The organism is Oceanobacillus sp. FSL W7-1281 (assembly GCF_037969835.1).
Taxonomy (GTDB): domain Bacteria; phylum Bacillota; class Bacilli; order Bacillales; family Amphibacillaceae; genus Oceanobacillus; species Oceanobacillus oncorhynchi.
On the sequence record NZ_CP150214.1, the window covers coordinates 2,512,706 to 2,535,293 of the forward strand.

The 22,588-nt window shown below is 39.8% G+C and carries 19 protein-coding genes, 1 other RNA gene and 1 other annotated feature; of the genes, 4 read left to right on the plus strand and 16 right to left on the minus strand.

The features are described 5' to 3' along the window. Positions 1-6: 6 nt before the first annotated feature. On the minus strand, positions 7-1,149 hold the full coding sequence (locus MKX55_RS12515) for a cysteine desulfurase family protein (protein ID WP_339233094.1): 1,143 nt from the start codon (positions 1,147-1,149) through the stop codon (positions 7-9). A 22-nt stretch (positions 1,150-1,171) separates the two neighbouring features. Next, positions 1,172-1,597 (minus strand): Rrf2 family transcriptional regulator, encoded by a 426-nt coding sequence (locus tag MKX55_RS12520; protein ID WP_339238523.1) that lies wholly within the window; start codon positions 1,595-1,597, stop codon positions 1,172-1,174. A gap of 418 nt (positions 1,598-2,015) precedes the next feature. On the opposite strand from MKX55_RS12520, the gene MKX55_RS12525 reads away from it, so the two are divergent. After that, on the plus strand, positions 2,016-3,284 hold the full coding sequence (locus tag MKX55_RS12525) for a replication-associated recombination protein A (protein WP_042534333.1): 1,269 nt from the start codon (positions 2,016-2,018) through the stop codon (positions 3,282-3,284). Positions 3,285-3,591: 307 nt separating this feature from the next. Next, positions 3,592-4,266 carry an RsfA family transcriptional regulator gene (locus MKX55_RS12530; protein ID WP_339177428.1) on the plus strand — a complete coding sequence of 225 codons (675 nt, stop codon included), beginning with the start codon at positions 3,592-3,594 and terminating at the stop codon, positions 4,264-4,266. A gap of 95 nt (positions 4,267-4,361) precedes the next feature. On the opposite strand, the gene ssrS is transcribed toward MKX55_RS12530, so the two are convergent. The 12 genes from ssrS to MKX55_RS12590 form a co-directional block, all read right to left on the minus strand. Then, positions 4,362-4,544: non-coding RNA, 6S RNA (gene ssrS / locus MKX55_RS12535), on the minus strand. A gap of 71 nt (positions 4,545-4,615) precedes the next feature. Continuing rightward, positions 4,616-5,998 carry an NADP-specific glutamate dehydrogenase gene (gene gdhA, locus MKX55_RS12540; RefSeq protein ID WP_339233095.1) on the minus strand — a complete coding sequence of 461 codons (1,383 nt, stop codon included), beginning with the start codon at positions 5,996-5,998 and terminating at the stop codon, positions 4,616-4,618. Between the two features lie 176 nt (positions 5,999-6,174). After that, positions 6,175-7,950, minus strand: a complete 1,776-nt coding sequence (gene aspS, locus MKX55_RS12545; RefSeq protein WP_339233096.1) for an aspartate--tRNA ligase — start codon at positions 7,948-7,950, stop codon at positions 6,175-6,177. A 3-nt stretch (positions 7,951-7,953) separates the two neighbouring features. Then, entirely contained in the window at positions 7,954-9,234 is a 1,281-nt protein-coding gene (gene hisS, locus MKX55_RS12550; protein ID WP_339177436.1) for a histidine--tRNA ligase, read from the minus strand. 135 nt (positions 9,235-9,369) lie between these two features. Then, positions 9,370-9,591: a binding site (T-box leader), on the minus strand. Between the two features lie 49 nt (positions 9,592-9,640). Next, the gene (locus MKX55_RS12555) at positions 9,641-9,814 is read right to left on the minus strand and encodes a hypothetical protein (RefSeq protein ID WP_256704747.1); all 174 of its coding nucleotides are present in this window, start codon (positions 9,812-9,814) and stop codon (positions 9,641-9,643) included. An 82-nt stretch (positions 9,815-9,896) separates the two neighbouring features. Continuing rightward, positions 9,897-10,343 carry a D-aminoacyl-tRNA deacylase gene (gene dtd, locus MKX55_RS12560; protein WP_339233097.1) on the minus strand — a complete coding sequence of 149 codons (447 nt, stop codon included), beginning with the start codon at positions 10,341-10,343 and terminating at the stop codon, positions 9,897-9,899. Positions 10,344-10,359: 16 nt separating this feature from the next. Beyond that, positions 10,360-12,555 (minus strand): bifunctional (p)ppGpp synthetase/guanosine-3',5'-bis(diphosphate) 3'-pyrophosphohydrolase, encoded by a 2,196-nt coding sequence (locus tag MKX55_RS12565; RefSeq protein ID WP_339233098.1) that lies wholly within the window; start codon positions 12,553-12,555, stop codon positions 10,360-10,362. A gap of 263 nt (positions 12,556-12,818) precedes the next feature. Beyond that, positions 12,819-13,331, minus strand: a complete 513-nt coding sequence (locus tag MKX55_RS12570) for an adenine phosphoribosyltransferase (RefSeq protein ID WP_042534345.1) — start codon at positions 13,329-13,331, stop codon at positions 12,819-12,821. Continuing rightward, positions 13,321-15,630, minus strand: a complete 2,310-nt coding sequence (gene recJ, locus MKX55_RS12575) for a single-stranded-DNA-specific exonuclease RecJ (RefSeq protein ID WP_339233099.1) — start codon at positions 15,628-15,630, stop codon at positions 13,321-13,323. Before recJ ends, MKX55_RS12570 begins: the two co-directional genes overlap by 11 nt. 89 nt (positions 15,631-15,719) lie before the next feature. After that, complete coding sequence (locus MKX55_RS12580) at positions 15,720-16,100, minus strand: lipopolysaccharide assembly protein LapA domain-containing protein (RefSeq protein ID WP_339177447.1); 381 nt, start codon at positions 16,098-16,100, stop codon at positions 15,720-15,722. Between the two features lie 200 nt (positions 16,101-16,300). Continuing rightward, complete coding sequence (gene secDF / locus MKX55_RS12585) at positions 16,301-18,553, minus strand: protein translocase subunit SecDF (protein WP_339233100.1); 2,253 nt, start codon at positions 18,551-18,553, stop codon at positions 16,301-16,303. 54 nt (positions 18,554-18,607) lie between these two features. Next, a complete protein-coding gene (locus MKX55_RS12590) occupies positions 18,608-18,934 on the minus strand; it encodes a post-transcriptional regulator (protein ID WP_339177453.1) in 327 nt (108 codons plus the stop codon). A 130-nt stretch (positions 18,935-19,064) separates the two neighbouring features. On the opposite strand from MKX55_RS12590, the gene spoVB reads away from it, so the two are divergent. Further along, positions 19,065-20,615: a stage V sporulation protein B gene (gene spoVB, locus MKX55_RS12595; RefSeq protein WP_339233101.1), complete on the plus strand. Its 1,551-nt coding sequence runs from the start codon at positions 19,065-19,067 to the stop codon at positions 20,613-20,615. 100 nt (positions 20,616-20,715) lie between these two features. Next, positions 20,716-21,099 carry a TIGR04086 family membrane protein gene (locus MKX55_RS12600; RefSeq protein ID WP_339177455.1) on the plus strand — a complete coding sequence of 128 codons (384 nt, stop codon included), beginning with the start codon at positions 20,716-20,718 and terminating at the stop codon, positions 21,097-21,099. A 65-nt stretch (positions 21,100-21,164) separates the two neighbouring features. Here MKX55_RS12600 and yajC read toward each other — a convergent pair whose 3' ends face one another. Together yajC and tgt are read right to left on the minus strand one after the other, a co-directional pair. Next, a complete protein-coding gene (gene yajC, locus MKX55_RS12605) occupies positions 21,165-21,428 on the minus strand; it encodes a preprotein translocase subunit YajC (protein ID WP_339177458.1) in 264 nt (87 codons plus the stop codon). Between the two features lie 16 nt (positions 21,429-21,444). Next, positions 21,445-22,584: a tRNA guanosine(34) transglycosylase Tgt gene (gene tgt / locus MKX55_RS12610; protein ID WP_339238525.1), complete on the minus strand. Its 1,140-nt coding sequence runs from the start codon at positions 22,582-22,584 to the stop codon at positions 21,445-21,447. Between the last annotated feature and the right edge of the window lie 4 nt (positions 22,585-22,588).

Here is a 22,588-nt window from a genome sequence, read left to right on the forward strand (position 1 = left end):
CCTCCTTTAGCTTGTTAATCGTTTTACGATCCCTGCGATTCTTTCTGCCGCTTCCTTTACATTTTCTTCTGTATTTGCCAGCCCAAAACTGAATCGAATTGAATTTGTCGTAACCGGACTTTCTGAACCAAACATGGCAGACAATACATGAGAAGGCTCAACGCTTCCGGCTGTACACGCACTTCCACTTGAAGCCGCAACACCGCTCAAATCAAAATTGGCAAGCAGTGCTTCTACATTCGCCCCTGGAAAACGGACATTGATTATCGTGGAGACGGTCTTCTCCGGATCTCCATTGATACCAAAATCAATGCCGGCTTCTGTAAAGGTATCTATTAAAATTTGTTTATATTTCTCATATTGTTGATTTCTTGAAGCTTTCGTTTCCATTACAATATTCGATGCCAGTTCAAAACCGACTGCCGCCGGAATGTTTTCTGTACCAGGACGACGTTTCCGCTCCTGTTCCCCGCCAAATTGAATCGGACTCATAGCTACTTTTTCATTTGCATATAAAAAGCCAATCCCTTTAGGACCGCCGATTTTATGTGCAGTTGCTGTCAGTAAATCAATGTTTTGTGCATGCACATCAATATCCAGCAAACCGTAAGCCTGCACAGCATCCGTATGAAAATAAGCCTGATGCTCCTTTAGCAATTCTCCAATCTCACTGATAGGCTGAATAACACCTGTCTCATTGTTTACATACATAATAGAAACTAAAATCGTATCATCCGTTAAAGCTGCTTCAACATCTTGCATCGAGACCAGCCCTTTTTCATCAACAGGTAAATAGGTTACACGGAAGCCTTGTTTCTCTAACTTTTCAGCTGTATGCAAAGCAGCATGATGTTCCTGAATGGAAGTGATAATATGGTTCCCTTTATTCCGGTTTGCTTCTGCAACGCCTGCGAGCGCCATATTATCCGCCTCTGTTCCGCCGCTTGTAAATATAAGTTCCTTTTCATTTGCACCAATAGATGCTGCCAGAGCCTGCCTTGAAGCATCCAGCTGCTGCCTTGCCTTCCGTCCAAAAGAATGAACGCTTGATGCATTGCCAATGATTTCTTCATATACAGGAATCATTGCATCCGCAACTCCTCTTGCCATAGGAGAAGTAGCGGCATGGTCTAAATATATTGCTTCCATGAGTCAAAATCCTTTCCAGCCCTTAAATATAAAACATATATGCCTCTGCAGGTCCTTCATCACTTTCATCATAATTTGCCAAATCTTCCAGAGTCGTTTTTTCTAATACATCTTTTACCGCATCTCTGATTTGCAGCCATAAGGATGCCTGTGCCGGCTTCTCATTTTCCATGCCTTCCACAATGGTTAACGGACCTTCCAACACCCGAATCACATCACCGGCTTTAATTTCCTCCGGTTTTTTAGCAAGCTGGTATCCTCCATATGCACCGCGTATACTTTTAATTAATCCAGCATTTCTTAATGGAGAAGCTAGCTGCTCTAAATAATGTTCTGACAGATCATTATCCTTTGCAATAACCTTTAGGGAAATCGGCCCGTTCTCTTCGTTTTTTGCCAAATCTATCATTATTGTCAGTCCGTATCTTCCTTTAGTTGAAATTTTCATCATTTACACCTCAATTTTTTTAACTATCTTCTGTCATTTATATAATGTACTATAATAAGTTGTTACAAAGGGAAACCTCATACAGTCCGGTTTCACTTTACCTTTTCTAATAAACAGGACTGCAGCTGCCGCCCCGCTGAAAAACTTTAGCAAGTAAAGTTCCATCAAGTTATGAAACGTACTCAAACTTCCTTTTTAATCCCTGAAGTATAAAGGTCTTCAAGCGGACGAATATTAGCTGAAAGATTCTATTCAAACCTATTCTTTCATTATACCAACTTTTAATTCCACCTATACAAATTTGATTATTTATATTATCAATACCTATTATAGCATGACTGCTAACCTCTTGCATTTCTTCTATATTCGCTTTAAGCTAATAGAATACGATACCTAAACAGATGAAGGAAGTTATGTCATGTATAAACAGCCACTCGCATTTCGAATGCGACCAAAAAACATAGATGATATTATAGGACAAGAACACCTGGTAGGTCAAGGGAAAATAATTGATCGGATGGTAAAAGCTAACCAGCTTTCTTCCATGATTTTATTCGGCCCTCCCGGAACAGGAAAAACATCCATGGCATTTGCCCTTGCAGAAACAATCGGACTTCCCTCCAAAACCTTAAATGCCGTTACAGATAAAAAGAAGGATATGGAAATTGTTGTCGAGCAGGCTAAAATGCAAGGTCAAACAGTTCTTATCTTAGATGAAGTACATCGTCTGGATAAAGCAAAACAGGATTTTTTACTGCCGCATTTAGAGAATAATTTACTGACCTTGATAGGCTGTACAACCAGCAATCCGTACCATTCCATCAACCCGGCAATCCGGAGCCGCTGTCATTTATTTGAATTACGCGGGTTAACGCTGGACAATGTTAAAACGGCACTGCAGCGCGCTGTCCGGGATACATCGAACGGATACGGAGATAAAGCGATTCATATCCATGAAGATGCTATAGAACATTTTGCCATCTCAGCAAATGGGGACTTGAGATCAGCTTTAAATGGCCTGGAACTGGCGGTCAGCTCTACCCCGCCGGACGCAGAGGGGCAAATCGAGATAACACTGGAAATTGCGGAAGAATGTATGCAGAAAAAAAGCTTTTCTCACGATAAAGACGGAGATGCTCATTACGATGTTTTAAGTGCTTTTCAAAAATCAATCCGCGGAAGCGACGTGGATGCAGCGCTTCATTATTTAGGACGTCTGATTGAAGCCGGCGACTTAGACAGTATTGCCAGAAGGCTGATTGTCATTGCATATGAAGACGTAGGTCTGGCAAGTCCGCAGGCTGGCCCGCGCGCCATTGCTGCTGTTCAAGCAGCTGAACGGATCGGCTTTCCGGAAGCGCGGATTCCTTTAGCTAATATTATTGTGGAATTAGCCCTTTCTCCCAAATCAAATACAGCCTATAAAGCTTTGGACGCAGCCTTGGAGGATATTCGCAAAGGCAACAGCGGTGATATTCCAGCACATTTAAAGGATGCACATTATTCAGGAGCAACTAAGCTTGGCAGAGGAGCAGATTATAAATACCCGCATAATTACCCGGGGGCATGGATCAAACAGCAATATTTACCTGACACCATTAAAAATCGAAACTACTATACACCCAAAGACACAGGAAAATTTGAGACTGCATTAAAACAAGTATATGAACGAATTAACAAAAATTAGATAAAGTGACCTTTTTCCGCCCATATACATCCATTTTAGACCTGATGTGTATGGGCTTTTTTGCACTCTCCACTCTCTTTAAAGAACAGGAGGCTTCATTTTATCAAACTTTTGAACTCACACTATAATTTTAAAGCAATGTATAATTTTAAACTCCTCTGGAAAGAATAGAGATTACTATAATCTTTCTAGTACGTTAGGAAATCTCACTTTTTAACGTGCAGGTGTAAGAAAAACTGTATATTCATTAAACGATAAAGGATGACAGATTTTCTACGTATTTTCATAATTATGAGGAGTGAATAACATGGTAAAAGTAAGACAAGACGCTTGGTCTCATGAAGATGATTTGCTGTTGGCAGAAACTGTCTTGCGGCATATTCGTGAGGGCAGCACCCAATTGAACGCTTTTGAAGAAGTGGGAGATCATTTAAACCGTACTTCAGCAGCTTGTGGATTCAGATGGAATGCAGAAGTGCGTAATAAATACGAAAATGCAATTGATTTAGCAAAAAGACAAAGAAAAGAAAGAAAAAGAGCTTTAAACAAAACCATTCAGGCTGTTCCCAAAGCAGAGCCTGTTGAAAGCGCAGAAAATATCCCGCCACTGGAGACTTCCGTGGAGGTGCCGGCCGTACAAACAAGTGCTGAACCGGTTGCAGCATTTAATTTAGATACTGTTATTAAGTATTTAAAATCACTAAAAAAAGAATTATATACTTCCAATCAATCGAGATCGTCGATGCAATCGTTAGAGAGTGAGAATCAATCCTTGCAGACAAAAGTCGAAGAATTAAAAAAGAAATTAGCAGATACGGAACAACAGCTGCAAGCGATGAAAGAAGATTATCAGACATTTATCCAGATTATGGATCGCGCCCGTAAGATGACAGTTTTTGAGGATACCAATCTTGTGAATTCTCCTTCCTTCCGTATGGATAAAAACGGAAATCTTGAACAGATTGCACAAGGCTCTAACTAGTTTGAATCAGACATATATATTGGAATGATGGAGGGAGTCGGAATTCCTTTTTTCAATATACAAAAATACTGCACAAAAAATGTGCAGTATTTTTGCGTAATCCCGATAGTGCCGTCAAACAATAAAGTTTTGATCCCGCTTTTGGCAGGTGGGTGTCCTGCTTTAAAGGTTTTATGCTTCCTGCTTGAGGCATGCATGCACTTTAAAGACCAATCGGACTCCCTAACTTATAGGTGTTCGGTCAAAATACCAATTGTTAACGAACACATCAGGATGATTAACGTTTTATTTGAATTAATCTTAGCATACATTGATTCAAAGTTCAAATATATGAAAGTCTATTTTTTATTTAAATAATTCCTTGTTCTGCCATAGCATCTGCTACTTTCAAGAAGCCTGCAATATTAGCCCCTGCAACAAGATTTCCTGATTTACCATATTCATTTGCGGCTTGGATGCTATTATGATAAATATCATGCATAATGCCTTGCAGCTTTTCATCGACTTTTTCAAAGCTCCAGGCGACGCGGCTGCTATTTTGCGCCATTTCCAGAGCTGATACTGCTACACCGCCTGCGTTTGCAGCTTTCGCTGGGGCGAATAAAACATTATTTCCCTGGAATTGGTTAATTGCATCTAAGGATGATGGCATGTTAGCACCTTCACCTACTGCAATAACACCATTTTTGATTAATGCTTTTGCTGCAGTTTCGTCGATTTCATTTTGTGTCGCACAAGGTAAAGCAATCTCACATGGAATCTCCCAAACGGATCCGCCGGCAACGTATTCTGCATTTGGATAAGTTTCTAAGTATACATTAATACGCTCTCTGTCTACCTCTTTGATTTTCTTTACAAGTTCCACATCGATGCCGTTCTTATCATAGACATATCCATTAGAGTCACTGCAGGCAACAACTTTTGCCCCAAATTCAGCTGCCTTCTCCATGGCATAAATCGATACATTTCCTGAACCGGATACAATAACTGTTTTTCCAGAAAAGTCCTGCCCATTATCTTTAAGCATTTCCTGTACAAAGTAAACTGTACCGTAACCAGTTGCTTCCTTACGTGCCAAGCTGCCTCCAAAACCTAAGCTTTTTCCTGTTAGAACGCCTGGTTCTACAGCGCCTTTGATTTTCTTATATTGCCCGTAAAGGTAGCCAATCTCTCTGGCGCCCACACCAATATCTCCTGCAGGCACGTCTGTATCCTGTCCGATATGTCTAGCTAATTCTGACATAAAACTCTGACAAAATCGCATAATTTCTAAGTCTGATTTTCCTTTTGGATCAAAATCTGATCCACCTTTTCCTCCGCCGATAGGCTGCCCTGTCAAAGAATTTTTAAAGATTTGTTCAAAGCCTAAAAATTTAATAATACTTGTGTTTACTGTTGGATGAAAACGAAGCCCGCCTTTATAAGGTCCGATTGCACTGCTGAATTGAACACGATATCCGCGGTTTACCTGAACCCGGCCTTCATCATCCACCCAGGGTACACGGAAGGCAATCAAGCGCTCTGGTTCTACAATTCTCTCTAAAATGCCTAATTCCATATATTTAGGATGCTTCTCAAAAACGCCTTCTAAAGATTCGACAATTTCTTCTACTGCTTGCAAAAATTCTGTCTCGTGGCTGTTTCTATTCTTTAGTTCCTCATAGACTCCCTGCACGTACTCTTTTGCTGTTCTGTTTTGATATTGTAATTTATTTTCCATGGCTTCTATCATTCATCTCCTTTATTTATTTCAACCGATTCCTCAACTAGAAGGTTTTTATATTTTATATGAAAAACCAAATAAACACAAGATTCTTGAGGATTTGTTGCTTTTAATTCACATTTTTCAGCAAATATTCCTGAAATGATATGCACGATATTTTAAATACCGTGCATATTCTACTATTTCTATTCTTTCATTTCATGATTTGACAATGCAATTGACAATTCCTGCAATTGATCTCCGCTCACTTCACTCGGAGCTTCTGTCATCAAGTCAGATGCAGACGCTGTTTTAGGGAATAGAATCGTATCACGCAGATTCGAGCGTCCTGCCAGAAGCATAATGATACGGTCCAGACCAAGCGCAACTCCTCCATGAGGAGGCGCACCATATTCTAGTGCATCCAGCAAGAAACCAAACTGTTCTCTTGCTTCTTCTTCTGTGAATCCCAGCGCTTTAAACATCTGGTTTTGAAGTTCCGTTTGGTGAATACGAATGGACCCGCCGCCAAGCTCATATCCATTTAATACCAAGTCATATGCATTTGCCCGAACATTGATTGGATCAGTCAATAATTTTTCCTTATCCGCTTCAATTGGGGATGTAAATGGATGGTGTGCTGCAAAATAACGGCCCAGTTCCTCATCATATTCAAATAATGGCCAATCTGTTACCCATAAGAAATGAAACGCTTCTTCATCAATTAACCCTAAGTCTTTTCCAAGCTTTAAGCGTAAAGCGCCTAAACTATCGTAGACAACAGCTGATTTATCAGCTACAAATAACAGCAAATCTCCACTGCTTGCATTGGCTTTATCTACAATCGCTGTTTTTTCATCATCTGACAAGAATTTGCTGATTGGGCCTTTCACTTCTTCTTCCTCTACTTTCAGCCAAGCTAAGCCTTTTGCACCATAAATATTGACAAACTCTGTTAATTTATCAATATCCTTTCTAGAATAGCCGGCAGCAGCACCTTCCACATTTAATAAGGCTACTTTACCGCCATTCTCTACCGCCTGTTTAAATACTTTAAACCCAGAATCAGCTACGATATCAGATACATGGATTAACTCTAACCCAAAGCGGGTATCCGGCTTATCCGATCCATAACGGTCCATTGCTTCATCATAAGGCATCCGCTGTAAAGGTAATTGAATATCGACGCCCTTTACTTCTTTAACAACCTCTTTCATCATTTCTTCCGTCATTGTCATAATTTCATCACTTGTTAAAAAGGAAGTTTCAATATCAACCTGTGTAAATTCCGGCTGACGGTCCGCCCTCAAATCTTCATCCCGAAAGCAGCGTGCGATTTGGTAATAACGTTCAAAACCGCTCATCATAATCAATTGTTTAAATAACTGTGGAGATTGCGGCAGCGCATAGAATTCACCAGGATGTACACGGCTTGGCACCAGGTAATCACGGGCTCCTTCCGGCGTGCTTTTCGTTAAAATCGGAGTTTCCATTTCTAAGAATTCATTTTTATTTAAATAGTTGCGGATGCTTTGCGTTGTTTGATGCCGTAATTTAAACGTTTCTTGCAAGCCTGGACGGCGCAGATCTAAGTAACGGTATTTCAAACGGATATCTTCTGCAATATTTACATCATCCTGAATCATAAACGGCGGATTTTTTGCCTTATTCAATACGGTGATTGAGCTGGCCAGCACTTCTAATTTACCAGTTGCAATAGCGGGATTTATGGTTGCCTCGTCACGTAAAACCAATTTTCCGACCACATCGATTACATATTCCGAACGGATGCTTTCAGCTATTTCTAATGCTTCCCCGGAATAATCTGGGTTAAAAACGATTTGGATGATTCCGGATTTATCGCGTAAATCAATGAATATTAGTCCGCCAAGATCACGGCGTTTTTGGACCCAGCCTTTCAGCCTGACCTCCTTTTCAATTTCTTTTTCAGTTAAGTGTCCAGATAAAACACGTTCTGTCATTTTTTAGCTCTCCTCCAATAACACTTTAAATTCGTTAACAATATCCTTCATCGGAACTTCCTTTTGGTCCCCGGTTTCCATATTTTTAATGGTTACAATTTGTTTTTCAAGTTCATCATCGCCTAAGAAAATCACAAATCTGGCTTTTAACCGGTCTGCTGCTTTAAGCTGGCCTTTCATTTTGCGGTGCTGGTAATCTGTATCTGCCTGAATACCGGCCATACGTAGCTGATGAACAGCTTTCACAGCTTCCGTACGCACCTTTTCAGAGCCAAAACCTGCTACAAAACAGTCTAACTTTGTATCTACGGGGATTTCTACATTTTCTACCTGAAGAGCCATTAACAAGCGCTCTAATCCCATCCCAAAACCGATACCTGGAGTGTTAGGTCCGCCAAATTCATTGATTAATCCATCATATCTGCCGCCGCCGGCCAGTGTTGTGATTGCCCCAAAGCCATCTGCTTCACTCATGATTTCAAATGCAGTGTGATTGTAGTAATCCAGACCGCGAACCAAATTAGGGTCTACGGTATAAGAAATATCCATTGCATCCAAATAAGCTTTCACTTGTTCAAAATAAGCCTGTGATTTTTCATTTAAATAGGTCAAGATGGATGGCGCAGTTTTCATCGCTGGATGATCACGATCCTTCTTGCAATCCAATACGCGTAATGGATTGTTATCTAATCGTGATTGACAATCGGAGCAAAGTTCCTCACGATATGGATCAAAATGAGCCACCAGTGCGTCACGATGGGCTTGACGGCTTTCTTTATCGCCTAATGAGTTAATCACCAGCTTCAGAGATTTCAAGCCTAAGCTGCGATAAATATGCATTGCCAGGTCAATTACTTCTGCGTCAATTGCAGGATCTTCACTTCCCATTGCTTCGACGCCAAATTGATTTAGTTGACGCATTCTTCCTTTTTGCGGCCGTTCATAACGAAACATCGAGCCGAAATAATAAAGCTTCTCCGGTAAATTAGGACTGCCAAATAATTTATTTTCTACAAAAGCACGGGCTACAGCAGCTGTGCCTTCTGGACGGAGGGTCAGACTTCTTCCTCCGCGATCTTCAAAAGTATACATTTCCTTTTGTACAATATCCGTAGAATCTCCCACACCACGCTGAAATACTTCTGTGTGCTCGAAAATCGGCGTGCGTATTTCGTGATAGTAATAGGCTTCACAAATTTCTTTAATTTTGTTTTCAACATACTGCCATTTCGCCGTATCTTCCGGCAAAATATCCACTGTTCCTCTTGGAGCCTTCATAGCCATTTTATTTCCTCCTTTGCGAATATACAGAACACGGATGAAAGTAATTTTCTGGTTAGCGAAAATGATAACAGGCAACGTTTGACGGCTGCCCCTTATTTTTATTGGACAATACAAAAAACCCGTCCCTTATAAAAAATAAGGGACGGGTTTTTACCCGCGTTGCCACCCTAGTTGATATCTGAATGATATCCACCTTTATCAGTTAACGCCTGCAACACGTTTATATCTACTCATCTAATTCGATATAACTCCTCCAGAATGTCTTTCATATAAGTCGTATAGATAGTTGCTTCCAGCCGTTGACAACTACTCTCTTGCTATCTGTACTTACATTACTTTTTCCTTCAATGGTTTTTATCATTTAATTTTGGAATGATTATAATAATAAGGTTAGTTGCTCACAATGTCAAGAACGACCTAAGCTTTTTTTCAATTGCTTTACTTCCTGAATGGAAATTCCAAGCTCCGTTGCTATTTCTAAATAGGTTGATGACTTTTCCATTTTCATAAAATGATGGAAATCTGTCATCATCAATTCGGAATAATTATTGGCATTGCGTTGTTTTGTGTGTCGATGCATAACTTCATTTCTCCTTTTGATTCGGCCTCTTTAAGTTTTTATAGCATCTCCACAAAACAAGAAACTTATTCTATAATCGTTTTTATCTGTCTTTGCTGTCTAAAATCAATGTAACAGGCCCGTCATTTACCAGCTGGACATCCATCATTGCGCCAAATTCTCCTGTTTCTGTTATGACGCCTTCTGTACGTAATGCTTGATTAAATGTATTATACAATGCTTCTGCTTTGGCCGGCTTCGCTGCTTTGATAAAGCTTGGCCGTCTGCCTTTTTTAGTGTCTCCGTACAATGTAAATTGCGATACAGATAATATGCTTCCCTCTGCGTCTTTAATCGAATGATTCATTTTTTCATTCTCATCTTCAAAGACACGCAGGTGAACAATCTTATTTACGAGATATTTTACATCTTCTTCTGTGTCTTCATGAGTAACACCGACAAGCAGCAAAAATCCTTTTTGTATTTCGCTTATTTTTTCTCCCCGGACGGTGACAGAAGCTTCTTTCACCCGTTGTAATACTACCTTCATAAAAAACAAACGCTCCTTATTGAACTGTTCTTGTTACGGTATATACTTCCTGAATTTGCTTTATTCGATCGACTACTTTTTTCAAGTGATTCGTATTGTGGATTAAAATAGTTAATTGGATTACTGCCATTTTATTACGATCGGATCTGCCATTCACATGCGTGATATTTGTTTTTGTTTCGTTGACCGCCTGCAATACTTCATTAAGCAGACCGCGGCGATCATATCCTGTAATTTCCAGGTCTACATGATATTGTTTTCGTTCCGCGTATTGGGTTTTCCATTTTACATCGATATAGCGCTGCCTCGCTTCTTCGGTTTGTACATTCGGACAATCCGCACGGTGAACAGACACTCCTCTGCCTTTTGTAATATACCCTAAGATGTCGTCACCAGGAACTGGATTACAGCATTTTGCAATCCGGACAAGTAAATTATTTACTCCTGCCACTTCAATACCCGAATCCTTCTTAGAGGACGGTTTTGCTTTATTGGTTTTTACTTCTTCTATTTTTGTCTCTAAATCTTGATCTGCTTCTCTCAAATGACGTATTCGTTCTGTTAAACGGGTTGCTATCAGGGCTGCGGTAATTCCTTGATAGCCAACAGCAGCATACATATCGTCTTCATTTGTAAAGTTAAACTTATCGAATACACGCTGCAGGTTATCTGGAGTCAATACTTCTTTGGGCTCGATATCAAAGGCGCGAATTTCTCTTTCCACAGCTTCTTTTCCTTTGACAATATTCTCATCACGCTGCTGCTTTTTGAAAAACTGTTTTATCTTACTTTTAGCCTGTGAGGTTTGAACCATTTTCAGCCAATCCTGCGATGGTCCATAGGAATGCTTCGACGTCATCACATCCACGATGTCTCCATTTTGCAACTCGTAATCCAAAGGTTCCATTTTTCCATTGATTTTCGCTCCAATGGTTTTATTGCCAATTTCAGTATGAATCTTGTATGCAAAATCAATGGGAATGGATCCAGACGGCAGCTCAATTACCTCGCCTTTTGGCGTGAAAACATAAACCATATCTGAAAACAAATCAATCTTCAGCGATTCCATAAATTCTTCTGCATCATGTGTTTCACTTTGCCACTCCAGAATTTCCCGGAACCAAGACAATTTTTCCTCAAAAGAGCTTTTGCCTTTTGCCTGCTTTCCTTCCTTATAGGCCCAGTGCGCAGCAATTCCGTACTCGGCAATATCATGCATTTCCTTAGTACGAATCTGCACCTCCAGCGGGTCGCCCTTTGGTCCAATAACCGTCGTGTGCAGGGATTGATACAGATTTTGCTTCGGCATCGCGATATAATCCTTAAATCTGCCAGGCATTGGCTTCCAATTTGTATGGATAATACCTAAAACAGCATAACAATCTTTAATATTATCAACTAAAATACGGACAGCAAGAAGATCATATATTTCGTTAAATTGCTTTTTCTGATTGACCATCTTTTGATAAATGCTGTATAGATGCTTTGGACGTCCTGACATTTCTGCTTTAATATTTACAGCTTCAAATTCCTGGGAGAGATCAGCAATAACCTCCTGGATATACGTTTCTCTTTCCTCCCGTTTTTGCTTCATTAACTGAACAATACGATAATATTGCTGCGGATTAAGATAACGTAATGCCGTATCCTCCAGCTCCCACTTTATTGTTGATATCCCCAGGCGGTGGGCAAGCGGAGCAAAAATTTCCAGCGTTTCATTGGAAATACGCCTTTGCTTTTCTGGCGGCAGGTGCTTTAGCGTTCTCATATTATGCAACCTGTCGGCAAGCTTAATCATGATAACTCGAATATCTCTCGCCATCGCCACGAACATTTTCCGGTGGTTTTCTGCTTGCTGGGCCTCTTTTGTTTCATAGCGGATTTTCCCAAGCTTCGTTACCCCATCTACAAGCGCAGCTATCTCATGATTGAATTCTTCTTCCATCTGTTCAAATGTGACATCGGTATCCTCGATAACGTCATGAAGAAAGCCTGCTGAAATTGTCTCTGCATCCATTAATAATTCAGCCAGTATCCCTGCGACCTGTACCGGATGAATGATATACGGCTCACCAGATTTGCGAAATTGATCTTTATGAGCCTCTTTTGCAAATTCATATGCATGTTCAATTAAAGCAACATCGTCATCAGATAAATACTCTTTTACTTTTTCTACAATATCTGTAATGTTGACATTTTCATCTTTTGCCATGTAATCACCTTTATTTACCTTCAGTATTCAATAAATTGTATAAAAATAAAAATAGCAACAAGTATTTTAAAGCTTGAAGCCATCCTTTGAATTAAAATCTCTTACATTTCTTCGATTTAAATACATTATTCGATAATAATTACTATTATAAGACTTTTTTTATATGTCTGTCCAACTAAAACCTAATATATACGGATAAATTAATCTATACAAAAAGAGCCAACACAGTATCAAGATCTGTTTTGACTCTTTTTCCATAGCTTTTAATAGGTCATGATGGTAAGTACATCGTAGCCTTCCAGCTTATCCTTGCCGTCCAGATAACTTAACTCCACCAGGAAAGCGCATCCCGCAACAATTCCGCCAAGCTGTTCAACTAAATTAATCGTTGCTTCGATGGTGCCCCCTGTAGCTAAAAGGTCATCTGTAATTAATACACGCTGTCCAGGCTTAATCGCATCCTTATGAATAGTTAATACATTCTCCCCGTACTCCAGACCGTAATCAACTTTAATTACTTCCCGCGGCAGCTTGCCTTCTTTGCGAACAGGTGCAAACCCAATTTCTAAGGCATAGGAAACCGGACAGCCTACGATAAACCCTCTTGCCTCCGGACCTACAACCACATCAATTTCTTTTTCTTTTGCATATTCTACAATTTCATCGACAGACGATTTATAAGCTGGTCCATTAGCCATCAAAGGCGTAATATCTTTAAACCGGACCCCTTCTTTCGGCCAGTTCTCCACGATCTCAATATATTCTTTATAATCCATTTACTGCTTCCTCCTTCAGGTTGTTGGGCGTGTCCATACAAGCTTCAAACCATTTTTTTAAATCTTGATAATTCGAATAGATAAGTATATTTTCTGCTTCTTTTTGATTCATACAGGACTGATAAATTACGGATTCGGATAAATCTTTTTTATTCCCTGATTCCGCGTAACGGAGCCATCCATCCTTTTTCTCTGCAAAACCTAGATCTGCAAAAACATCCGACATAAATATTACTTTTGCTTCATTCCAGCCCCGGTGCTGTTCAATTGCTTTCTGCATCTCTTTAATATGAAACTTCTTATGCTGTTTAATCAAGCTATAATAGTCTACAAATTCTTTCCGGGAAGGGAATTGAAACGGATATTGGTTTGGCACCTGACGTATTGCGATGACAATATTTTCAGGTTTCATGTGCTGGATAATCTTTTTCATATCATCTAATGAAGCCGGCAACGCTGTAAAACCAATGGTCTGATAAGCGTCAAGTTCCATAGAAAGCGCCTCTTTATAGGTGAATGTCTCCTGATGCTCTCTCAGCTGAAGAGGTTCTCCGCAAACAAAAACTTCTTTTACTGTTTCAGAAAGCAATTGCTCTGCTTTTTTTCCGCGAAAGTCAAAGAGCTGCCGTTCCGTAATTTTTAAATCTTCCATCATTATTTGCGCATTCCTTCTCCCATTCCACTCATTAACAGAGAGCTCACCGGCAACGGCTACTTTAGTGTATGGCGAAATAGCTTCTTTCAGCTCTCCAAATCCAAAACCTACTGTATCTATTTGGGCATTGGAAGAAGCAAATTGCATTTTCAAATGATTCTTTCTGCTTCCGATTTGACGGACTTCCTTTGGTATCTCATTTATCTCAAATAACGGCTTTGAGTTGCCCATGCCAAACGGAGAAAGCCTCCCTATCTCCTCGATAAGAGAAACATTGATATCTTCCATATCTAATATAGCATTAATATATAATTCCTGCTTAAAATCTTCTTCTGATAAATTTTCAAAAAGCAGCTTATTTAAAGCAGTTTCTAACGGCTCTAGATTTTCAGCAGGCAATGTCATCCCCGCTGCTTGGGCATGTCCGCCAAAGTGTGTGAACAAATCTCTGACTGTCATACAGCCCTCGAATAAATCAAATGCAGGGATACTTCTGGCTGAACCTTTTACAATTCCCTGTTCCGGCTTTACCGCAAGCACAATCGCGGGCCGATCATATTTTTGAACTAATTTTGAAGCAACTATCCCTAATACGCCCTCATTCCAGCCTTCTTTAGCTACAATAATAATCCGCTTATCTGTTTGAACCATGTCCATTGCTTCATCTACAATATCCTGAACAATTTTCTTACGCTGTTCATTTATGTGATTTAATTCATTCGCCATTTCCAAAGCGATTTCCGCATCCTCCTCCAGCAGGAGATCAACAGCCAGATCAGCATCACCCAGTCTTCCTACAGCATTTATACGCGGTCCGATGCGAAAGCCAATATCTTCTTCGGTAAGCCCTTCTTCCAGCTGACATACTTGTTTTAGTGCTTTCAAACCAACATAACTTGTGCGTTGCAATTCTTTTAGACCAAATGCAGCTAAAATTCGATTTTCAGACACCAGCGGGACCAGGTCAGCTATCGTGCCTATCGCTGCATAAGGAAGCACCTCTACAGGCAGTTCTCCGAGAAGAGCATGTGCTAATTTTAATGAAACACCAACACCTGCCAATTCTTTAAACGGGTACGCTTCAGACAGCTTCGGATGAATAATGGTATAACAATCCGGTATCTCCGCTTGGGGCTCATGGTGGTCCGTAATGATTAAATCCAACCCGAGCTCCTTTGCTACTTCAGCTTCATGAATCGAAGCAATCCCGGTATCGACCGTTATAATTAATCCGAATCCAGCTTGATGAAGCTGCCTGAAGGCAGCTTCATTGGGGCCATATCCTTCTGTAAACCGATTCGGGATATAATATTCATAAACTGCACCAATTTTATTCAATGCATGCAGCAAAACAACTGTAGAACTTACTCCATCTGCATCATAATCTCCGTATACAACTATTTTTTCGTTATTATCTGCTGCTTCTTTGATCCGTTTTACGGCTTTATCCATACCGTTTAAACAAAATGGATCAATCAAATGATTGAGATCGGGCTGCATAAATTGTTTTGCTTCTTCTGTTGTCGTAATTCCTCTTTGTAAAAATAAATCTTTTACAATAGGTGACATTGCAATGTCGAGCGACTCTCTCTCCTCTGCAGGAGGATTATCTATATATTTCCAATTTGCTTTACTTGATAGCATAAATTCACCCCTGACCTAGTTATTATACTAAAGTAAGCCAGGGGCATCAAATAGATTTCTCTTATTATGAATTAAATTGATTAAACAGATTATTCTTTATCTGTTCTTTTCGCATTTCTTCTTTCCACACGCATTTCTTTTCGGGATTCTTGGTAATCTTTTTTATCGCTTCTGCCATTTTCATTATCCAGCTCATCCGTCATTCCATGTGCTGCCATGCGCTTTTTAAGACGCTCATTTTCTGTGCGCAGTTTTTTGACCTCGTGATGTGCTCTGTATAGTCTGATAGCTCCTACTGCTGCAGTAATCAATCCTCCCATTAATACAGAAAAAAGAATAACCAGGATTAAAGGAGACTCCTGTGTCCAAAATAAATAGTTCACTGCAACAGGGTCCACATTGATTACAGCAAAAACGGCAATAATAATTACAAATATAATTGCGAGTATGACATAAACTTGTGCATTCATAAAACTTCCTCCAATAAAATATTTACTATCTATTCATTACCCGGTTGGATATTATTTTAAGCATCTTAATAAAAAAGAGAGCTTTCCATTGTTTTGAATAGTAATGTTCGGGCAGGGGGAAGCCCACCCGCAGACATTACCATGTTGAAAGCACTCTTTTTATATTTTCCAATTGAAACAATAAGCTTTTCTTAATATATTTATACTTGCGGTCCTTCTACCCGTTCTTTCTTTCTAAAGTCTACCGGCTTATCTTTTACTTTTCTGCCTCTACATACTAACCAAAGCTGTGAAGCAAGGTATAGAGAAGAGTATGTTCCGGCAACCAATCCAATTAAGAGTGCAAAAGCAAAGGCCCATATAGATGATGCTCCAAGCACTAAGAAAGCAACTACAGCAATAATGGTTGTGATTGAAGTATTCATTGTTCGCGTAAACGATTGAACAATACTCTTATTCACAATTTCTGCTAACTTTTTAAAGGATTTGACTCTTTTCTCATGACGAATGTTTTCCCTGATCCGGTCGAAAATAACGAGTGTATTATTCAGAGAATAACCAATTATCGTTAGAATTGCCGCTACAATAGTCACATCAAATTCTATTTGCGTTACACTGAAAGCCACTAACATAAAGAAAACATCATGCAAGAGAGCAATTACTGCTGTAACGCCAAAGAAGAATTCAAAACGAATCGCAATGTAGGCAACAATAAATAATGATGCGATGGCTACAGCATAAATCGCATTTTTTACAAGCTCTTGCCCGACAATTGGCGATACCACACTCACGCCAGGCTCATGATCGTAAACATCTAAGAAATGCTGCTGTACATTATCCACTTCTCCTTCATCAAGGACCGTGTCAAAACGAACAACCCCAATTTCATTATTTTCACCAGATAAATTGACAGAGCTTATTTCATAACCAAGCGTTGCAAATTCTGATTCTATTTCTTCTTCCGTTAAGCTCTGATCGGCTACAACTTCTATTCGCGTACCGCTTGTAAAGTCAACACCCGGATTGATTCTAAAGATGCCAATGAGCACAGCCCCAATAACAATTAACAGTAACGTAACAGTAAAGAATTTCTTGCGATGATTTGTAAAATTAACCTGCTTTCCAAAAATAGTCGGCTTCAGTTCTTCTCCTTCTGCAATATCCTTGATTTGATTCTTATTCACACCGAGCCAAGCTTTTCTTTTTCTTAAAAAGCCGCTTTGGACCCATAATGAAAGGAGAGCTCTTGTGCCAAATACCGCAGTGATAAAGCTGATTAATATACTGATAATCAACATCGTCGCAAAACCTTTCACAGAACTTGTCCCAAATATAAATAAAACGCCAGCTGCAATTAAGGTGGTTAAGTTTGCATCTAAGATCGTTATAAAGGAATTTTTATTTCCAGATTGAAAGGCTGCTTTCACCGATTTGCCGACGCGCAATTCTTCTTTAATACGTTCAAACGTAATAACATTCGCATCGACGGCCATTCCTACTCCCAGAATTAAGGCTGCTATCCCTGGCAATGTCAATACGCCATTCAGCAATTCAAAAATCAAGACGACTAAGAATACATATACAGCCAAATTAATGGAAGCAATAATCCCGCTGAAGCGATAAACTACACAGAGATAAAGAACGATTAAAGCAATCCCGATCAGACCCGCGATAATTGTTTCATTTAACGCCTGTTCACCAAATTGTGCACCTACAGATGTAGAGAAAATTTCATTCATATGTACATCCAGTGAACCAGAATTAATGATATCTGCCATTTGCTGCGCAGATTCCACCGTAAAATCGCCTTCAATCATAACATCATTAGAATGAATCGCCTGACTTACTGCCGGCGCAGAGACAAATTTAGGGTCTTCTTTCGTAACTTCTTCCTCAAAAGAATCCTCGCCTTCCTGGTAATCCATCCAGATAACTAAACGGTTATCTGTCATTTGGCTAATTTCTTCGGTTACTTCACCGAACTTAGCTGCATCCTGTAATTGCAAGGTAACAATCGGCGCATTGGTATTCGGATTATAATCCTGACTGGCGCTTCCTTCTACAATATCAGATCCATCAAGGTATTCTTCATCATCAACATCCCTGAAAGACAATTGCGCGGATGTTGACAGTAATTCTCTTGCTTCAGCTTGATTCTCAACACCTGCAAGCTGTACCCGAATCCGGTCATCTCCTTCTATATCGATAACCGCTTCACTTATTCCCAGACGGTTCACCCGGTCATTCAGCGTCTGGACCGTCCCTTCCAGTAAACTATTTGAAATCTCCTGGCCATCTTCAACAGGCTCTACTTCATATAAAACCTCAAAGCCTCCCTGCAGATCCAAGCCAAGGTTCACATTGCTTGCCAGATTACTAAACGTTGTTCCAATTACTCCTGCCAAAATTGCGATGACAAGAAAAAAGGCAACGATTCTGCCTCTTTTTTTCATCGTTTGCACTTCCTCCTTCATATATCAACCATTTAATACGTGTTCAAACGAGTATTATTTCCCCGTATCTGGTGAATTGCCTATAAGTGCTTCGATTGAAGCGGCTAAATCATCATTTTCATAGGATTGAATCGTTAAATAGCTTAAATAAATCGATGATTTCAAATGAAAAATATCTTGAACGATTTCATGTAACTTTTTTTCCGGTTCGCCGTTCCAGATTTTTACACAAAGACACTTCCACACGCCTTCCGGAGTCGCTTGTTCATAACCTAGCATTTCTAATTCTTCTTGTTTGCTTTTCAGTGCCGGATAAATCATTTCTTTCCATGCGTCTACATGTCGGCTGTCCATTTCATCCCACCATTTCTTCTTAAGCATCCTCGTTAATCTCCATGAAGTACTTTCTTATTGTACGACTTTTTTATTCAACTGTCATGGTTTGTCCATTATACAGCATATATATCATTGTATATCAAATTTATTTTTTTGAGAAGGCGGGGCAACACAAATGACAAAACAATCCTTTATCCAAGGAGCATTGATTCTAATTATCGCCGGGATGCTGACCCGTTTTATGGGTTTCATTAACCGAATGGTCGTCGCACGCTTTATGGGTGAAGAAGGTGTCGGTCTTTATATGATGGCTTTGCCTACCTTATTTCTGGTGATGACGCTGACGCAATTTGGTCTTCCTGTGGCTATTTCCAAGCGTGTAGCCGAAGCAGATGCTCAAAATGATTCGAAAAAAATAAAACAAATCGTTGCCGTCTCCCTTGCGATAACCTTAAGTGCAAGTATCCTGTTTACTATCATATTGATTCTTGCAGCACCTATTTTATCGGATACCTTATTCACGGACAAACGTGTACTGCTTCCTTTAGTGGTGATTAGTCCGATTATCCCTATAGCTGCTGTCTCCGCAGTATTAAGGGGATATTTCCAGGGAAAACAGAATATGAAGCCGCAAAGTATCGCACAAGTGCTTGAACAAGTTGTACGGATTGCCTTCGTTGGTATATTCATATATATCCTTTTACCTTACGGCGTGGAATATGCAGCGGCAGGCGCTATGTTCAGTATTATTATTGGTGAATTCGCTTCTCTCTTATACATGATTCGAAAATTTCGTCAAAAAAGAAAACTGAAAATACGCAGACACTTTACAGAAACAGTTTTATCCGGAAAAGAAACCGCGAAAGAACTATTATCTATTTCCATGCCTACCCTGGGGAACAGAATGATTGGTTCGATTTCTAATTTTCTTGACCCAATCATTATTGTCCAATCTCTTGCACTGGCTGGAATAACTACAGCTGTTGCAACGAAACAATACGGAGAATTAATGGGTTATACCATGCCTTTATTATTTTTACCGACTTTTATAACAAGCTCCCTGTCAATAGCACTTGTTCCTTCTATTTCGGAAGCTGCAGCCAAGAACCAAAAGGAACTGATTCATAGCCGTATTCACCAATCCATCCGAATTTCCTTTGCTTCAGGGGCATTAGCTACCATTGTAATGACTTTATTCGCTGCTGATCTGTTAAACCTTATGTATCGTTCGGATTCCGCTGCCCCGTTGTTGATTATTATGGCACCTTTTTTCTTATTTTTATATATTCAAGCCCCATTGCAGGCAGCACTGCAAGCACTTGATTTAGCCCGGCCGGCAATGTGGAACTCATTGATTGGGGTCATTTTAAAATTTGGAGCTATGATACTGCTGGCAACCAGTTCCAATTTAGGAATCAAAGGAGCAGCAATCGCTATCTGTGCGAATGTTGTTCTCGTTACTTTTCTTCATATTATGGTATTAAAAAAGGAAATAAATTATTTTCCAGCCTGGAAGGAGATTATCCGCATGATTATTTTATGCGGAACTACCTTCCTGCTGACATTCTATATAAAAAACCAATTCTATGCAGCCGATACAACTTTAATCTCGTTTATCCTGCTGCTCATCATTATTGCTTTAATTTATATGATATTGCTGATTCTATTACGATTTATTCGAAAAGAAGAATTAAGACAGCTGCCGTTTTTCTCTAAAAAGAAATAAATTTAGAGAATTTATCTGTCATTTCCCTATAAATATTTCTTCTAAATAAAATGTCCGGGCATAAATTTAATTAAGGGACAAACTCAGAGGAGATGAATCAATGGTAAAAATTCAATGGACATCCTTACTCTACGGTTGGATTATATTATTCGTTTTACTTTTTCTCACGAGCTTTGCATTGGGCTTGTTATTAAAATTCGTGGACATGACAGAATCAACTTTATCATGGGCAACCTTTGTCATTGGTCTGGTTATTTTGTTCACCTGCGGAATAATTACTGGTTTAAAAGGAAAAGCAAAGGGCTGGCTTTTAGGGGTGATGATTGGTTTAGGATTTACCGGATTTGTTTTTCTGGTGCAATTTCTCGGCTACCAGCAGGGTTTTACATTGACACAAGCGATGTATCACGGGTTTTATCTGATTGCAGCCATATTAGGCGGAATTATCGGAGTTAATTTTTCAAGCCCGGCAGAAGAAAATTGATTTGTAAACGATAGTAATCCATAAAAAAAAGCTAATGAATATTACTCATTAGCTTTTTTCATGGATTATGCGTCTTGTTTTACTTCTCTGATTGCTGAACGGTCATATGTTAATTTTGTACCTTCTTCAGTAATTAACACAATGGTGCCTTCATCAATCGCATGGATTTTCGCATGTAATCCGCCGATTGTTATGATTTCATTACCTTTTTGCAGGCTATCTTGCATTTCTCTTACTTGCTTCTGACGCTTTTGCTGCGGACGAATAAGTAAGAAATAAAAAATAGCAAACATAAGTACGATCCATAAAATAGGTGTAACCATTTCCATATGTTCCAACTCCTTCCTAAAAGTTCTTTGGATTCTCTTGATTCAATCCATATTGTTCAAAGAATTCCTCTTTGAAATCGCCAAGTCGATCATCTTTTATAGCAGTTCGGACTTGCTCCATTAAGTTTAACAGAAAATGCAGGTTATGATAAGTCGTAAGTCGGAATCCGAATGTTTCGTTGCATTTTATTAAATGTCGGATGTAAGCTCTTGTATAATTCTTACAAACGTGACAGCCGCAATGCTCATCTATCGGTGAAAAATCACGCGCATATTTTGCATTCCGAACTACTAATCGGCCGTTTGAAGTCATACAGGTTCCATTTCTGGCAATCCGGGTCGGCAGAACACAGTCAAACATATCTACGCCGCGAATCGCACCATCAATCAGTGCATCCGGGGAACCGACTCCCATTAAATATCTTGGCTTATTCGCCGGCAATAGGGGTGTAGTGAATTCCAAGACATGATTCATCACATCTTTCGGCTCTCCAACGGATAATCCGCCAATCGCATAGCCGGGAAAATCAAGAGAAACTAAATCTTGAGCGCTTTGTTTTCGTAATTCTTCATATTCTCCGCCCTGAACGATACCAAAAAGACCCTGGGTCTCCGGACGCTTATGCGCCTCCAGACAGCGCTCTGCCCACCGAGAGGTCCGTTCAACAGATGACTTCATATAATCATAGGTCGCCGGGTACGGAGGACATTCATCAAATGCCATCATAATATCTGATCCTAATGCATTTTGAATATGCATTGCTTTTTCAGGTGAAAGAAACAGCTTCTCTCCATTTAAATGATTTCGGAAGTGAACGCCTTTCTCCTCGATTTGACGCATATCGCTTAAGCTGAACACCTGGAAGCCGCCTGAATCTGTCAAAATGGCTTTATCCCAGTTCATAAACTTATGCAGGCCGCCAGCCTCTTCAATAATATCCTCTCCGGGGCGCAGCCACAAATGATAGGTATTCGATAAGATAATATTTGCCTGCATCGAATGTAACTCTTCCGGGCTCATTGTTTTTACTGTTGCCAGCGTACCTACCGGCATAAAGGTTGGTGTATCAAACGAGCCATGCGGTGTATGGACACGGCCAAGTCTTGCCCCTGTCTGTTTATCTGTTTTAATTAATTCATACGTTATCGGTATCATCATT

Excerpts from the sequence above, each read along its gene's own strand:
- MKX55_RS12515 (WP_339233094.1), bottom strand. The coding sequence starts at position 1,149 with ATGGAAGCAATATATTTAGACCATGCCGCTACTTCTCCTATGGCAAGA.
- MKX55_RS12520 (WP_339238523.1), bottom strand. The coding sequence starts at position 1,597 with ATGAAAATTTCAACTAAAGGAAGATACGGACTGACAATAATGATAGAT.
- MKX55_RS12525 (WP_042534333.1), top strand. The coding sequence starts at position 2,016 with ATGTATAAACAGCCACTCGCATTTCGAATGCGACCAAAAAACATAGAT.
- MKX55_RS12530 (WP_339177428.1), top strand. The coding sequence starts at position 3,592 with ATGGTAAAAGTAAGACAAGACGCTTGGTCTCATGAAGATGATTTGCTG.
- gdhA (WP_339233095.1), bottom strand. The coding sequence starts at position 5,998 with ATGATAGAAGCCATGGAAAATAAATTACAATATCAAAACAGAACAGCA.
- aspS (WP_339233096.1), bottom strand. The coding sequence starts at position 7,950 with ATGACAGAACGTGTTTTATCTGGACACTTAACTGAAAAAGAAATTGAA.
- hisS (WP_339177436.1), bottom strand. The coding sequence starts at position 9,234 with ATGGCTATGAAGGCTCCAAGAGGAACAGTGGATATTTTGCCGGAAGAT.
- MKX55_RS12555 (WP_256704747.1), bottom strand. The coding sequence starts at position 9,814 with ATGCATCGACACACAAAACAACGCAATGCCAATAATTATTCCGAATTG.
- dtd (WP_339233097.1), bottom strand. The coding sequence starts at position 10,343 with ATGAAGGTAGTATTACAACGGGTGAAAGAAGCTTCTGTCACCGTCCGG.
- MKX55_RS12565 (WP_339233098.1), bottom strand. The coding sequence starts at position 12,555 with ATGGCAAAAGATGAAAATGTCAACATTACAGATATTGTAGAAAAAGTA.
- MKX55_RS12570 (WP_042534345.1), bottom strand. The coding sequence starts at position 13,331 with ATGGATTATAAAGAATATATTGAGATCGTGGAGAACTGGCCGAAAGAA.
- recJ (WP_339233099.1), bottom strand. The coding sequence starts at position 15,630 with ATGCTATCAAGTAAAGCAAATTGGAAATATATAGATAATCCTCCTGCA.
- MKX55_RS12580 (WP_339177447.1), bottom strand. The coding sequence starts at position 16,100 with ATGAATGCACAAGTTTATGTCATACTCGCAATTATATTTGTAATTATT.
- secDF (WP_339233100.1), bottom strand. The coding sequence starts at position 18,553 with ATGAAAAAAAGAGGCAGAATCGTTGCCTTTTTTCTTGTCATCGCAATT.
- MKX55_RS12590 (WP_339177453.1), bottom strand. The coding sequence starts at position 18,934 with ATGCTTAAGAAGAAATGGTGGGATGAAATGGACAGCCGACATGTAGAC.
- spoVB (WP_339233101.1), top strand. The coding sequence starts at position 19,065 with ATGACAAAACAATCCTTTATCCAAGGAGCATTGATTCTAATTATCGCC.
- MKX55_RS12600 (WP_339177455.1), top strand. The coding sequence starts at position 20,716 with ATGGTAAAAATTCAATGGACATCCTTACTCTACGGTTGGATTATATTA.
- yajC (WP_339177458.1), bottom strand. The coding sequence starts at position 21,428 with ATGGAAATGGTTACACCTATTTTATGGATCGTACTTATGTTTGCTATT.
- tgt (WP_339238525.1), bottom strand. The coding sequence starts at position 22,584 with ATGATACCGATAACGTATGAATTAATTAAAACAGATAAACAGACAGGG.